At 38.4% G+C, this 12,668-nt stretch carries 15 protein-coding genes; 12 read left to right on the top strand and 3 right to left on the bottom strand.

Annotation, left to right across the window (positions count from 1 at the left end; all coding sequences use genetic code 11):
- The first annotated feature begins 134 nt into the window (after nucleotides 1–134).
- The 6 genes from BN338_RS01475 (at nucleotide 135) to BN338_RS10990 (ending at nucleotide 3,336) form a co-directional block, all read left to right on the top strand.
- Nucleotides 135–455 (top strand): hypothetical protein, encoded by a 321-nt coding sequence (locus BN338_RS01475; protein ID WP_039758332.1) that lies wholly within the window; start codon nucleotides 135–137, stop codon nucleotides 453–455.
- 279 nt (nucleotides 456–734) lie between these two features.
- Nucleotides 735–1,109, top strand: a complete 375-nt coding sequence (locus BN338_RS01470) for a hypothetical protein (RefSeq protein WP_039758330.1) — start codon at nucleotides 735–737, stop codon at nucleotides 1,107–1,109.
- 13 nt (nucleotides 1,110–1,122) lie between these two features.
- Nucleotides 1,123–1,305 (top strand): hypothetical protein, encoded by a 183-nt coding sequence (locus tag BN338_RS12930; protein ID WP_244427583.1) that lies wholly within the window; start codon nucleotides 1,123–1,125, stop codon nucleotides 1,303–1,305.
- Nucleotides 1,306–1,323: 18 nt separating this feature from the next.
- Nucleotides 1,324–2,268: a DUF6990 domain-containing protein gene (locus BN338_RS01465; protein WP_244427582.1), complete on the top strand. Its 945-nt coding sequence runs from the start codon at nucleotides 1,324–1,326 to the stop codon at nucleotides 2,266–2,268.
- Nucleotides 2,269–2,451: 183 nt separating this feature from the next.
- Nucleotides 2,452–2,727, top strand: a complete 276-nt coding sequence (locus tag BN338_RS01460; RefSeq protein ID WP_244427581.1) for a hypothetical protein — start codon at nucleotides 2,452–2,454, stop codon at nucleotides 2,725–2,727.
- Nucleotides 2,728–3,150: 423 nt separating this feature from the next.
- Nucleotides 3,151–3,336, top strand: coding sequence for a hypothetical protein (locus tag BN338_RS10990; protein ID WP_156809225.1), 186 nt, complete (start codon nucleotides 3,151–3,153; stop codon nucleotides 3,334–3,336).
- An 846-nt stretch (nucleotides 3,337–4,182) separates the two neighbouring features.
- On the opposite strand, the gene BN338_RS01450 is transcribed toward BN338_RS10990, so the two are convergent.
- Both BN338_RS01450 and BN338_RS01445 read right to left on the bottom strand, forming a co-directional pair.
- Nucleotides 4,183–4,698, bottom strand: coding sequence for a Rossmann-fold NAD(P)-binding domain-containing protein (locus BN338_RS01450; RefSeq protein ID WP_039758326.1), 516 nt, complete (start codon nucleotides 4,696–4,698; stop codon nucleotides 4,183–4,185).
- Between the two features lie 18 nt (nucleotides 4,699–4,716).
- Complete coding sequence (locus BN338_RS01445; RefSeq protein ID WP_244427580.1) at nucleotides 4,717–5,145, bottom strand: NADPH-dependent FMN reductase; 429 nt, start codon at nucleotides 5,143–5,145, stop codon at nucleotides 4,717–4,719.
- A gap of 934 nt (nucleotides 5,146–6,079) precedes the next feature.
- Here BN338_RS01445 and BN338_RS11565 point away from each other — a divergent pair.
- The 6 genes from BN338_RS11565 (at nucleotide 6,080) to BN338_RS01410 (ending at nucleotide 10,934) form a co-directional block, all read left to right on the top strand.
- Nucleotides 6,080–6,223, top strand: a complete 144-nt coding sequence (locus BN338_RS11565) for a hypothetical protein (protein ID WP_156809224.1) — start codon at nucleotides 6,080–6,082, stop codon at nucleotides 6,221–6,223.
- Nucleotides 6,224–6,713: 490 nt separating this feature from the next.
- Nucleotides 6,714–7,256: a hypothetical protein gene (locus tag BN338_RS01435; RefSeq protein ID WP_039758322.1), complete on the top strand. Its 543-nt coding sequence runs from the start codon at nucleotides 6,714–6,716 to the stop codon at nucleotides 7,254–7,256.
- Nucleotides 7,235–7,423 carry a hypothetical protein gene (locus BN338_RS01430; RefSeq protein WP_039758320.1) on the top strand — a complete coding sequence of 63 codons (189 nt, stop codon included), beginning with the start codon at nucleotides 7,235–7,237 and terminating at the stop codon, nucleotides 7,421–7,423. The genes BN338_RS01435 and BN338_RS01430 overlap by 22 nt, the downstream gene beginning before the upstream one ends.
- 326 nt (nucleotides 7,424–7,749) lie before the next feature.
- Nucleotides 7,750–8,103, top strand: a complete 354-nt coding sequence (locus tag BN338_RS01425; RefSeq protein ID WP_039758319.1) for a pentapeptide repeat-containing protein — start codon at nucleotides 7,750–7,752, stop codon at nucleotides 8,101–8,103.
- A 1,253-nt stretch (nucleotides 8,104–9,356) separates the two neighbouring features.
- Complete coding sequence (locus BN338_RS01415; RefSeq protein WP_039758318.1) at nucleotides 9,357–9,731, top strand: hypothetical protein; 375 nt, start codon at nucleotides 9,357–9,359, stop codon at nucleotides 9,729–9,731.
- 12 nt (nucleotides 9,732–9,743) lie between these two features.
- Nucleotides 9,744–10,934 (top strand): DUF6990 domain-containing protein, encoded by a 1,191-nt coding sequence (locus BN338_RS01410; RefSeq protein WP_039758316.1) that lies wholly within the window; start codon nucleotides 9,744–9,746, stop codon nucleotides 10,932–10,934.
- 1,071 nt (nucleotides 10,935–12,005) lie between these two features.
- Here BN338_RS01410 and BN338_RS01405 read toward each other — a convergent pair.
- Nucleotides 12,006–12,329, bottom strand: coding sequence for a hypothetical protein (locus BN338_RS01405; protein ID WP_039758313.1), 324 nt, complete (start codon nucleotides 12,327–12,329; stop codon nucleotides 12,006–12,008).
- Nucleotides 12,330–12,668 lie beyond the last annotated feature (339 nt).

Genomic DNA, 12,668 nt, shown 5'->3' with positions numbered 1-12,668 from the left:
GATTGCACAAGCGGTTGATTGCACAAGCGGTTGATTGCACAAGCGGTTGCTCGTGAGAATTGAATTCATTGGGAAGGACAAAGGCGTCGATTCATACAAATGGCTTAAAGTTTTAGACAAATGAGGGATAAAAAATGAGGGATAATGGGGGAAATGCAATATCGGATAAAGAACCACGGTTTTTTTCGCTTGAAGAAACGTTTCTGACACGCAAAAATTATAAAGTTATCTTTTGCATTACTTTTATTATTGAGGCCTTTATGATAGCACTTGTACTGTTATTTGAGTGGGATTTGACAGGGTGGTGGCATTATATCCTATTCATTCTCACATTAATATTGGGTTTTATGTCAGCGCTTCTTTTTTTATTGATCCCTGTTGCCTTTATGGTCCGTATCATCTTTACACGTTTGTTGAAAAAAAAGATCGATCAGTTGGAGCAAGTAATCGGGTAGCGAAGAAAAACCATTTATTAACAAAATAAGCGCGTGAGGGAGAGGAGCAAAATGAATACTGATATTTATGCATTATAAGCGCGCTTCTATCGGTAGTGATATTTAAAGGCAAGGGAAAAGATGCTCTCTCGCATAAAAGATGGGACACGACCAAGTAGATTGATTGAACAAGTGATTGATTGAACAGGCGATTGATCGTGAGAATTGAATTCATTGGGAAGGACAAAAGCTTCGATTCATACAAATGGCTTAAAGTTTTAGACAAATGAGGGGCAAAAAATGAGGAGCGATGAACAAAATGCAGCATTGGATAGGGAACTAAGGAAACGATGGTCTTTTTCGCTTGAAGAAGCATTTCTGACACGTAAAAATTATAAAGTTATTTTTTGCATTACTTTTATTTTTGCTGCTGTTAGAACGGTTTTTTGGGGATCATTGCTGCTTGGGTGGAAGCTGACAGAGTGGGAAGTGACTATTTTGGTTTCTTTCTTTTTCGTCACGCAGTTGATAGCAGGGTTTATTTTTGTGTTCATTCCTGTTGCCTTTGTGGTCCGTATCATCTTTACACGTTTGTTGAAAAAAAAGATCGATCAGTTGGACCAGGCAATCTGGAAGCGGATAGCTGCTCCCTACGTATCGACAAAAAGCACATAAAGGGGAGGGGAAAATGAAAGATATCATTATCGTATTTTCATGGGGTGTGGGGGTGACAATCTTCACGCTGCTTTCTGCTGTGGCCATGATGTTTATTTGGGCATTATATTATTCTGCTTTCAAGCGGGTGAGACTGTATTGCCAAGTGACAAAAGAATTAAGGCGCGTGCTTGAATATCCTATCGCTTTTGAGTAGCCCAGTGGAGAAACACCGATGATGAAGCTGTCATTTGAAGAAAATGTTTCGAACGCGTTTTCTCTTTCTGATGAGGATATTCTAACGATGGGAAGTGCAACAGCACTTTTAAAGAGTTTGGGGTGGAGGGTAGAAATTGAAGGAAAAGGCGATCATTTGGCGACCTTCTTTTTACCAGATCGTGAAGTACAGTTTCTTTATCATGCTAAGAAGGGGTATCCGCAATTTGATTGTGCAATTGCGGTAGTATCAGGTATTCATGCGGCGGCTTGCCAAACGATCGACCCTTATAATTCTGGAGGCTTAATGGCTCTGGAATTGCGTTTTGATGTGAAGGGATTAGAAATTTTTGAAGAAAAGGTAAGCGCAAAGCGTTTACGCCGTGCCCTTGAGACAGCCTTAGAAAAGGCAATGGACGATGTTGATCTTGGCAACATGCTTCGTACTCAATATTGCACTCTTCCTTGGGAAAATAAAATTGTGGTCCCTCAATTGACGCCTTATTCGCTGCGCTATCTTGCAGCCCTGGCTTTGCTGGGAGATGTTGAAACTTTACACGCTTATCACAAAAGCTTTATGGAAGGTGAAAGGCTGGGCTTTGAAACAAGCATCAAAGAAGAGCACTTGGCACACGCGATGGTGATCGCTAAGGCGGTAGAAAAGACAAAGCAACCCAGTTATGATTTGCTTCAACAGGCGGCAAAGACCTATTCCCTAGAGGTGGAGAGTTATGAATATTTTAGAGCTACAGATCCAGATTTGTGCAATAGAAGGCGCTTTATTTACGAAAATTTGATCGAGGAGAAACGACAAGAATTAAGGCAACAAGGATATACTGTTTACGAAAAAGACACGGTTTGTGAAATTGATGGAAAAAATGCTCGTCCCCATATTCTTTACATGAAGGATGGAAAATTAAAATATATGGATGTAAAAATTGGGATTGATGAAAAAAATTATTGAGAAAAATAAAGAGTTTAGATACAGTAAAAAAGCTTAATATTTAATTAAAATGGCGCGTAAAAATGAGAAAAGCAGAGGGGATCAATGCAGGAGAAAAACGCAACATTTGAAGAGTCTTTCTTTTCATTTAAGAAATTTAGGATCTTTTTAGGAGAAAGCCGTAAAGGGGGGAAAAGATGTAAAATGATAGGGAAGTCCTTTTCCATCATGTTTTGGGCATATCTTATCATGATGGCTTTAAAAGTTCCTGCGGATGCAAAGTCTTTCGTACAGCCGTTGCAGTGGGAAAGATGGGAGGGGATTGGTTCTCTTATTTTTCTCTTACCGGTGTTGATTTGGTTTTGTCTTCTCACACCTCTTCCGATCCTTTGGGGGTTGCGCAGTTTTAAAGAGCGAAAATTGAGAAAAATAAGGCAAAAACTGGAAAAAGAAACAAAGCTTCTAAAGATCAATCGGTAAGACGATCGCCATGAAGAATGAAGTCGTGATTTTTATTGTTTTTCTGTTGTTTCGACTTTTTTTGCTCGAGGCCGTGACGGTTTTTGCCATTTTTGTCAATATGATTATTGTGGCGCCTTATTATTGTTTAATCAAGCGTTTGAGGCTCTATTTCAGAGTGAAAAAATAAAGACGCTTGATGAAGGAACAGCCGCAGCATTTTTGTTTCTCTAAAAAAAGCCTAAAAGAAATTGTGCAGCAAAATTTAGCACTGGATACAAAAATAAGTTTCTATTCGTTTACAAAATGGCTCGCTTTTTCAGATAAAGATTATGTCATTCACAAATGCCTCTCTCTCTCATCATTATGGTTTTCAAAGTTTATGCCATCATTATGGTTTTCAAAGTTTGTGCCTATGTGACTTTTTATAAAGGAATGAACTTTGTGGCAGATGAGAAGAGATTTATCTATCTTACCACTTTCTTTTGGCTCTTTGTTCTTTTATGGACATGTATTTTGGCAACAGTTCCTGTTATTATCGTCCTTCGTGAAATTTTAACCTGTCGGCTCAACAAGAAGATTCAGCAATTGGAAGAAGTGACTAAATCACCCCAATCAATTAATTTATAAAAGGAAGAAAATAAAATGCATTACGGGATGGCGGCTGCATTCACAGTGGTTTTAATGGTTTTGTTGGTCGGTATTTTTGATTTGTTCTTAACAATACCCATTGTGGCACTGTATATTTCTTTTATCAAGCGTCTGATCTCGTATTATAAGGTTACACGGCAATTAAAAGCAGCAATGAAAAAGCTCATGTAGCTTCCATTCACGCCCTCTTTTCCCCACCATCCTTCTCACAACCTCTATGCTCTTGATAAAGCATACACCTGACTTTACATTTCTACGCTTTTACAATTTTGCTTATTTACAGAAAAGAGCAGAGATCTGATAACCATTCCAAGACTATTGATCACCAACCTTTCCCTCAATTTCCCCCACACCATTGCAACTTTTCCACCCCCGTGCCGTGTCAAACCTTTATGCCTTCATGTCATGGCGAGATGCGGAGGGTATATTGTTTCTTTTCATTTCACGTTGACTTTTGTTTGAAGAGGCTGATGCCAATCAAGAGGTTTCAATGGGGATCGTTATTGGCTCTCTACAGTTTTCTGTAAATGAGCAAATTCGTAAAAATGTGGAAACGTAAAGCTAAGGGGACTTTATCAAGAACATGGTAGTTGTGGGAAGGATGGTGGGGAAAAGAGTGTGAAGGAAGCATAAAGGTTTGAACACGACACGGGGGTGAAAAGGTTGCAATGGGGTGGGGGAATTGGAGGAAAGGCTGGTGATCAATAGTGTTGGAATGGTTATCAGATCTCTGCTCTTTTCTGTAAATGAGCAAAATCGTAAAAACGTAGAACTGTAAAACCAGGTTTGTGCTTTGTCAAAAAAAAGCTAAAAACAGGGATTGAATTACAAGCTGTGTTTTTTCATATGATCTTTTATGGTATCCAATACCTGTTGGCTTATTTCATGATGGGTTAGCCATCGAAAACCTTTTGATGTTGCTTTTTGTCCTAATTGAATGGAGATGAAATCAATCTTGTTTTTACGCGCGCATTCAACAATCATTTGATCATAAATGTTGGAACCAAAAATATGAAGAATACACGGGGGGTGAGGTAAAAGAGCTAACTGTTCAATTAACGCACAAGAAAATGCATGGGCAGGTGAATGAATCCATAATATGCAATATTTTAGACCATGCCATTGTTTCACAGCTTCTAAAAATTGTGCCTGTGATGCTGCACAATCATAATTCAAGGGGACGCACAGATGTTTATTTTGCAATGCTTCAAGCTGGGTTTTATGAGAAAAAAAACGTGCCGCAATAATGACCTCTTGTGGTTCTAGTGATTGATACAAAGGAGCAAGCATCCCCGTACCACCTACGACTAAATAACGATATTGCTTATCCTTTTTTTTCATGTCCCCTCCCTCTTTACTTTAAACGCTCTCTCTTTGCTGTAAAAATGTGCACATTTCATCAGCAAGCCGTTCACAATGTATTTGTATCTCTTTGCTGATAACTTTCCAAGTACGACCTTCGTCATTCGAGGAAAAATCTTCATTGGAAAAAGCGACATGACATTGGAGTGCATAACCATAAAGCGTGCGCATCACCGGCAATAAATGCTCACATGGTTGTGCACATCTTTTGGTGGTGATTCCATGAGGGATAAGCCCAACAGGTTTATTTAAAAAAGCATTATGGGTTAAATTATCAAGAGTATTTTTTAAAACACCTAAATAAGATCCTTGATAAAGAGGACTTGTGAGAATAATACTATGAGCGGCTGCGATGGCTTTTATAAACTGTCGTACCGCAGCACTTGGATTAGTTTCTATTTGGTGATGATAATCTGGATCTGTCATTGGCAAGGCGGGGTCAGGAAATCAACCCGATAAAGTGATGCACCACGCTTCATCAGGCAATCTGCTAAATAACGGGCTAACATTCTTGTTAAGGAAGGTTGATACACACAGATCCCAACACTATATTCAAAAGCTTTTCCTTTTTTCACAATAAATCTTACGCAAGGCTTATTTAAGAATTGTAAAAAAAAATGATGCATGTCGTTATGCTGTCTATAAAGAGCCATTGTGATTGTATCGCATAGTTATCGAATCAATTGACTTTAACAGTATCGTTGAAAAAATAACACCTCAAACTTGGAAGAGAATATTTGTGCTTTGGTTAATGTTAAAACGTTCTATCTCAGAAATAGCGGCTGTCTTAGATGGGTATTGATGAATCATACTCTTAAACTATTGGCTTGCGAGATTCCCCAATGAACAATGAAATAGAGAGTCATATGTTGAATGATCAATGATCCTTTTTAATTGGAATGCGTTATAAGATTTTTCTCTTTCAAACTTTCTTCAATTGAAACGATTAAAGTCACTTTCTTGTATGTCACCAGTGGGGGGACGAAAACGATTGAGATAAAGAATAAAAATGCTTCTTATGAATTTTTATTAAGGGATAAAAGTTGTTGTGGAGGTAGGGGACGACTGTTGATGATGCTGGGTACGGTTATGGCAGACGGTATGGCAGGGGGTGGATATGATAGCACCGGATGATACTCTTTATTGAGGGGGATATATTCATGAGGGCGTTACCCTTACTATTATTCATGGGGGGGCATGGATGCTCCTAGGGGCTATGGGGGTGGGCTCAAGGGCACTCTCATGAAATGGCCATGAAGCGCATTGCTTTGGAAGTATTGAGAAGATGGTTCCTTAAAACAAGAACGTGAATTGATGGCATTGAAGGATTGGATACGGTACGGGGGTGGGAACGGTTGCAATGGCGTGGGGGGAAATTGGGGGATGGGCAAGTCGTGTGTGGAGCATGCGGTTTGAGGAGGGTGTGATGGGCGCTGAAAAAATAACGAAGATGGTGGACATGTGCGGTGCTATTTGCTTTTCTATTCAACGCTCTTTACCATAAGCTCACGATGCAGCGTGGCAATGAGATGCAACGCTAAAAAAGCTTGTATCGTGCTCTTTGTGAGGGGCGGTATCATTTTAGATCATGCCATTATTTTATGGTTTTGAGGGGGATACGGTTTTTCTTATCGCAAATTATTCTGGCATCTGTTTGAAGAGGGGTGATACCAATCAATAGGTTTGGGCAATGAGCTTGGGATGGTTATCAGATCTCTGCTCTTTTCTGTAAATAAATAGAATCGTAAAAGCGTAGAACTGTAAAGCTGAGGGTGTGGGCTTTATCAAGAGCATGGAAGTTGTGGGAAAGATGGGGAGGAGAGCGTGAATTGATGGCATTGAAGGATTGGCAACCAAAATATGCAATACAAGGTATTGTGAAGCATTCTGTTTGACGATACTGGATTGTACTTGAGAGATTATTCGTGTCCTCATAAAAGTCGAGGGCAAGTATACAAAGTAAAGACAAGACCTTGTCTAAAAAGGAAGAGCAAATGAAGGGGAAAAATTCAACGTGGAGCCGAAACCCAAGCTCTTTTGCTCTTAAAGAGTCATTTCTTTCTTATAAAGATCATAGCATTATTTGTCTTATTTCTATCCTGATAGGGATCGGGTATAGCGCATCTTCAATCCCGTTAAAATTTAAATGGTCGTTGACTGTAGCGCAGGATAGCACTCTTTTGGCACTCTTTGTGCTTCGTGAAGTCATCACGATCTGTGTGTTTGCTTTGATGCCTGTTCTCTTGGTGTTTTATCTCATCTTAACGTATTTATTGAAAAAAAAGATTCAGCAGTTGGAAGAAGTTATCCAGAAACGGGGGAAAACAACCAACCAACAAAATAATCTGCCAAAAAACGATAGAGAAAAAATAAGCCGTTTTTTTATCGTATTCCTTTGCTTCATCCTTTTGTTTGAAGTGTTTTTTACGGCTGCTGTTGTCATGCTTATTCTGGAATTTTATTATTTTGTCTTTAAGCGTGTGAGAATGTATTGTCGCGTGAAAAGGCAATTGAAATGCGTAAAAAAAAAGGCCTAACAGAACGCTGGTACAGTGATCATGAGCGGGAAGAAGCCATGTTCAGCCGTTCTCGTGACACAAGAAGAGCGAATGGTTGCAAAATCATCAAAAAAAGAGGAGGGAAGAAGTCTGAGGGGGAGAAGTCCGTTGTCGTTGGTGATGAGGAAAATACTCTTATCACCTAGGAGTAATAGCGTTTTTAGGAAATTTGGGGGGATTGACGAGAAAACAAGCCAAAAGCTATGCATTGCACTTTTCATGGTGCTTAAAAGAGCCAGTGTTAGAAAAGATTAAAAGAGCGGGTGTGAGAAAAGAAATGCATTTGAGAAAAGGGAAGAGCAATGAAGGGGGAAAATTCAACATTTTATAACGGACTGCGTGATTTTTTTAAGCAAACGTTTTTGTCTGTGCAAAAGTGTGTTGTTCTTTGCTTCCTCTCACTCATGATTGAGGATGCGCGCAGCCTTCACTCGAGTGCATCCTTCTCCTCAAGGGATACAAGCCCACCCTCATGAAGCATGGTCCCAATTTCATTGAGCTGTGGAACAGGATTGTCTTTCTCTCATCCTTGACACAAAGAAGCTTAAAAGAGGGAAGTTTAAAAGAGGGAAACTTAACAGAGGAAAACTTAACAGAGGGAAGCTTAAAAGAGGGAAACTTAACAGAGGAAAACTTAACAGAGGGAAACTTAACAGAGGAAAACTTAATAGAGGAAAACTTAAAAGAGAGAAACTTAATAGAGCGGGCAGGAGCCCGCTTTTTTTGCTCTTTCTTCGCTTTGGGAAGTGATAGCCGTGTGTGTTGTTGGCCTGATCTCGGTTATGTTGATACTCTACTTAATATTTGCCTGCCTCCAATGTTGTGAACGACCCCTTGACACTTGAGAGCGTTCATGAAAAGCCATTTTTAGTCCTTTCTTATACAGTTTGATCTACACACTCATCCCGCTTGTGATGTGCAAGAGACATGATTTTAATTGATTCAACATAAACAGGTTTGGAATGAGAGAATCTTACGTTATTTAAGACGCTTATTCAATATATAAAAAGTGAATAATCATTATAAATCAATGTCTTATATAATATTGTAGCGTTTATTGAAGAAAAATACTTGGAAAGTACAAGCAATACACCAGCAACGGGGAGAAGAAACCTGTCACCAAAAGGATCGGTATCAAAAGGGTGATAGAGGGAAAGTGGATGATATTCTTGTCATGGTATTTGTGAGCGGGCTTCTATGCGTGACACTTTGGATTGCGTGTTTTCTCATAACGATTTTGGAACTTTATTATGGTGTCTTTAAGTTGGTGAGAAAATATTACTGTTTAAAACAAGAACGAAAAAGCGTGTAAAAGAAGAGGATACAGCGTTTGAAAATCATGAGCGAAGGGGAAAAATGGTTGAAGAAATGATGAGAAATTCAGCATGGATGGGGTTTGCTCTCTATAATATTTTGCTTCTAAGATGTTTTGATGCTCTTTATGGTTTTGTCCTAAAACCTTGCTCTAGGGAGCAGTGTTGAGGGTGGACTTTTTGGGAAGAAAAAGCTTGAATTGTAGAGCGTCCTTGTTTAAAGGCGGTGTGGGGTCCTAAAGCCTAGAGTGATAAATGGGGATTTTTTTCATCGTTTGAGCGGAAGGAAGGTCAAAGAGTGTTTTTTTAAGATAGGTTAGAGGACAGTGGTTCTTTGCTAGGTTAGAGGACAGTGGTTCTTTGCCTTACTAAGTTTGCCTTATTGGGGGCTTGGAAGTGAACCTTATGGCGGGGTGGATGGTGGAGCATTTTCTTGAAAACAGGGGAATTTTTTAGGAATAAGAAAAAGCTAAATTATGACGATCGTTTACAGATTGGTGTGCTTTGAAAATCTTGGACTTTTTGAGGGAGGAGGAAGATAAGGAGGCAAGGTACCACGAATATTGTTATTTCTTATGATTTTTGTCATGACGCAAGCTGTAACGGTCTGTGCACTTTTTTTTTGATTCCAGTAATATTGGGATTTTGCATGCGTCATAATGCATCAATTGGAAAGAAAGATCCATAAACGAGAAAAAACAATTTTTGTGCGAGAGCAAATAAGCTCTCTACCGTATGGTTTTTTTCAAAGAGTGAGAGGGAATAAATGCAGGAGCAAAATTGGGTATCAGAGCAAGAAATGTATAAAAGAGCGCATTCTTTTTCGTTTCAGCAAGCGTTGCTTTCAGCAAAGGATTATAAAATTATCTTCGCTATTGCGGTTATCATTGTTATCTGGAGAGTGATGCTAGAAATACCAGAGATCTTCAATTGGCAGCTGATAGGGTGGCAATATGTTGTGCATACCGTTATCCTGAAAACAACGGGCATCATAATCGTCTGTGCCCTTTTATTGATTCCGATTATGTCACGGCTTCGTACTAAGGTGACGTGTGAATTACAAGAAAATATTCAAAAACTAGAAGAAGCACTCTTTGAGCGAGAGCAAATAAGCTCTCTGCCGCACGGGTTGTGTAAATAGTGAGGGCGAAAAATGAGCATTGATCCTATCGTCGTCCGTGTCTTAGATCCCATATTCTGGGTGGTTGTTGCTGTTTCCATAATCATTATCATGCTTGTTTTGGCTCTTTATACCTCTGTCTTTAAACGGATGAAAATGAATGTCCAAGTAAAAGGTGAGCTGGAACGCGTGCTTAAAGAAAATGATCTCGCACTTCAGCAGTTTTGGAAAGATGAAGCCGTGATACAGAAGAGGCGTTTGAAACTAAAGGAAAAACTCAATGAACAACTAAAGGAACAAAAGTTCCCTGTCGATTATGATGATGATGAAATTCTCATGATAGAAAGTGCAACAACGCTTTTAAAAAGCTTGGGGTGGTCCGTGGAAATCGATAGACTGGGAGATTATTTGGCAACGTTCTTTTTACCCGATCGCGAAGTGAAGTTTCTCTATGACGAGGAACAAGTGGAAGAATTTTCGCCGTTTGATCGCGGGCTTTTAATTGTGAGCGGTATTTTTGCGGCCGCTTGTTATACGATTAATCCTCATATTCTTAGGGTTTTTCCAACGGTATTTATCAATTTTGTGCCCAATGGATTGGAAATTTTTGAAGAAAAAGTGAGCGTCGCACGTTTAAAGAAAGCCCTAGACAAAACTTTAAAATGGGCAATGAAAGATGATTGTTTGCATAAAATACTTTGTTCTCAATATCGTATTCCACCTTGGGAAAAAGACTCTTTATCATGGTCAACGGATTATGATGATGAAAAAGCAGCTCCTTATGCTTTGCTCCATCTTGCCGCTCTAGCTTTGCTGGGGGATGTGGAGATTTTAGCTTCTTATGATGAACGTTTTACGGCAGGAGAGAAGCTTGGCTTTGATGAAACCATTGAAAAAATCCATTTGGAACGCGCGATGGTGATGGCGCAAGAGGTGAAAAAGGCTGGAAAATTCAGTTATGATGTGTTGGAACAGGCTGCAAAAATGTGCTCCATCGTTGTGGATGGCTATCAGATTTTCAGAATGAGAGCCCCTGATTTGTGCAATGAAAAACGCGCTTTGCATAAAAATTTAGTCGAGGAGAAAAAACAAGAATTAAGGGAACAAGGATATGTTGTAAGTGATGAGCCATGCGTCTTGGAAGCAGAAGGCGTAAAATATTCTCCCGATATTACTTATATTAAAGATGGTGAACCTGCATTTATGGATATAAAAATTGATTAGTGTCCTACGCTTTTGGTGGAGAAACGCTTCTGATTTTAGACTTAGACTTCTGATTTTAGACAAAGCATTCTTGTTGAAAAAGGGTAAGCACCATGAGTGAGACGCTTTTACATCAAAGCAAAATAAAAGGGCGCAAAAAATCAAGAAAAACCGCAAAGTTTAAAAAAATAAGCTGAAAATAATTTGATTCTCGAGAAGAGGAGTGAATGAGTGATGGTCAGTTTGTCTTTTTCTTGTTTTTTTAAAGTCTATTCTTTGATTCAAGAAAATGCGCTTCATGATGTGAAAAAAGCACGCTGGAGATGAGAAAATATTCTGCTTAAAGAACAAAATACATCCTTATTGATTTCGTAAAACACGATCATTTCAGATAGGGTAATATTTTATTACATTCTGGTGTTTTTTTGAAAATGTGTGATGAATATTTTAGCAAAAGATTTTCCCATAGTGCTTATGCAAATACTATTCGTGCTTATGCAAATACTATCCTTTGAAGTATGGTGATTGAAGCGTGTTTTAGGCAAAACCGGTGTAAGAAAAACTGCATTTTTTGACAGATTGATACAAGTTGAGAAATTTCTTTCCTTACGAAAGAGAGAGCGCTTCAGAAGAGAGTGATTATAACAAAAGGCAAGTCCTTTGCGGCGTGGGGATGTTGGTATGAAAATTTGAGCGTGTTTTTGTGTTTTTAAGTTGCTTCACTGAGGCTTGAAAGTGAGCGTATGAAGTGGTTCACAGGGTAATTTTCTTGAAATAGAGTGGAATTGACCAGAAGAACAGAGGGATTGGAGAGCATATTGATTAAAGCAATATGGGAACCAGAGCTTAGCAGTATGGAGATGAGAGCTTGAAGTAGAGCCTGAAATCTTAGAGTTTTCATCATTCAAGATGTGGAGAAAATTAAATAAAGTGCTATTGTTGAGGGCTAATATGAGGCTATTAAAGGGCTAATATGAGGCCAGTAAAAATAAAAACACAATCAAAATAAAATTAAAAAAGGCCCCATTTTAAAAGGGCCTTTTTATTTAATTTTGTAATATATACAATTCTATTATAATAACTTTTTGTATCTTATACTCTTGCAGCAATTAACTGTATGAAATATATAACAAGTGAGCCTAAAAAGCTCACGAAGGCATTGAATAAATTTCTACCTTTTTCATATATATTATTTATTGATGCTTGTTCTGATGCAGTTCTAGCGCTTATTCTCAGTATATTCAATGTATCCGAAGGGCTCTTTACTTGTTTTAAAAACTCTAAATGTGTTTTTTTGACAGTATAAGGAGCAACAATAGGAGAGGGCTGTTGATTGACTATACGATCAGATTTTTGAATTGCAAGAGCTAAACCACTTGTGATTGCCCCCGCTATGAAAAAATATCTGATATTCATAGTTTTTCTCCTATATTTATTTCTGTAAATAAATATCGATACGTATCATATATAGATTCACTTTAGCTGACTATAGTAAAAATACAACAGTCATAAAAAAGAATAAACTTTGTCTACATTTTGACAAAATCTTACTATTAATTGCCTCAATCAATTCTTTCAGATTCTATTTTATGGATGTCTAAAAAGTTTGAAAATTCTGTCCAGAAGTAGAGTCCCGTAAGATGGTTGAAAAGAACTGCTGACAAGCTTCTTTTTATGCCATTGACCAAAGGATTTATAAAAAAGAGGGTTCAGTAAAATTAAAATGCGTTGTGTTGAAAGTTGAGTAAAACCCTT

The sequence above is a fragment of the Bartonella queenslandensis AUST/NH15 genome, from assembly GCF_000312585.1.
Lineage (GTDB): Bacteria > Pseudomonadota > Alphaproteobacteria > Rhizobiales > Rhizobiaceae > Bartonella > Bartonella queenslandensis_A.
Note: the sequence above shows the minus strand (reverse complement) of the source record. Positions and strands in the feature narration are given on the sequence as shown.

Coding starts and splice junctions, on each gene's coding strand:
- BN338_RS12930 (WP_244427583.1), top strand. CDS start 1,123: ATGAAAGATATCATTATCGTATTTTCATGGGGTGTGGGGGTGACAATC.
- BN338_RS01430 (WP_039758320.1), top strand. CDS start 7,235: ATGCGTAAAAAAAAAGGCCTAACAGAACGCTGGTACAGTGATCATGAG.
- BN338_RS01470 (WP_039758330.1), top strand. CDS start 735: ATGAGGAGCGATGAACAAAATGCAGCATTGGATAGGGAACTAAGGAAA.
- BN338_RS01425 (WP_039758319.1), top strand. CDS start 7,750: ATGAAGCATGGTCCCAATTTCATTGAGCTGTGGAACAGGATTGTCTTT.
- BN338_RS01405 (WP_039758313.1), bottom strand. CDS start 12,329: ATGAATATCAGATATTTTTTCATAGCGGGGGCAATCACAAGTGGTTTA.
- BN338_RS11565 (WP_156809224.1), top strand. CDS start 6,080: ATGGCGTGGGGGGAAATTGGGGGATGGGCAAGTCGTGTGTGGAGCATG.
- BN338_RS01450 (WP_039758326.1), bottom strand. CDS start 4,698: ATGAAAAAAAAGGATAAGCAATATCGTTATTTAGTCGTAGGTGGTACG.
- BN338_RS01475 (WP_039758332.1), top strand. CDS start 135: ATGAGGGATAATGGGGGAAATGCAATATCGGATAAAGAACCACGGTTT.
- BN338_RS01460 (WP_244427581.1), top strand. CDS start 2,452: ATGATAGGGAAGTCCTTTTCCATCATGTTTTGGGCATATCTTATCATG.
- BN338_RS01445 (WP_244427580.1), bottom strand. CDS start 5,145: ATGACAGATCCAGATTATCATCACCAAATAGAAACTAATCCAAGTGCT.
- BN338_RS01410 (WP_039758316.1), top strand. CDS start 9,744: ATGAGCATTGATCCTATCGTCGTCCGTGTCTTAGATCCCATATTCTGG.
- BN338_RS01465 (WP_244427582.1), top strand. CDS start 1,324: ATGATGAAGCTGTCATTTGAAGAAAATGTTTCGAACGCGTTTTCTCTT.
- BN338_RS01415 (WP_039758318.1), top strand. CDS start 9,357: ATGCAGGAGCAAAATTGGGTATCAGAGCAAGAAATGTATAAAAGAGCG.
- BN338_RS01435 (WP_039758322.1), top strand. CDS start 6,714: ATGAAGGGGAAAAATTCAACGTGGAGCCGAAACCCAAGCTCTTTTGCT.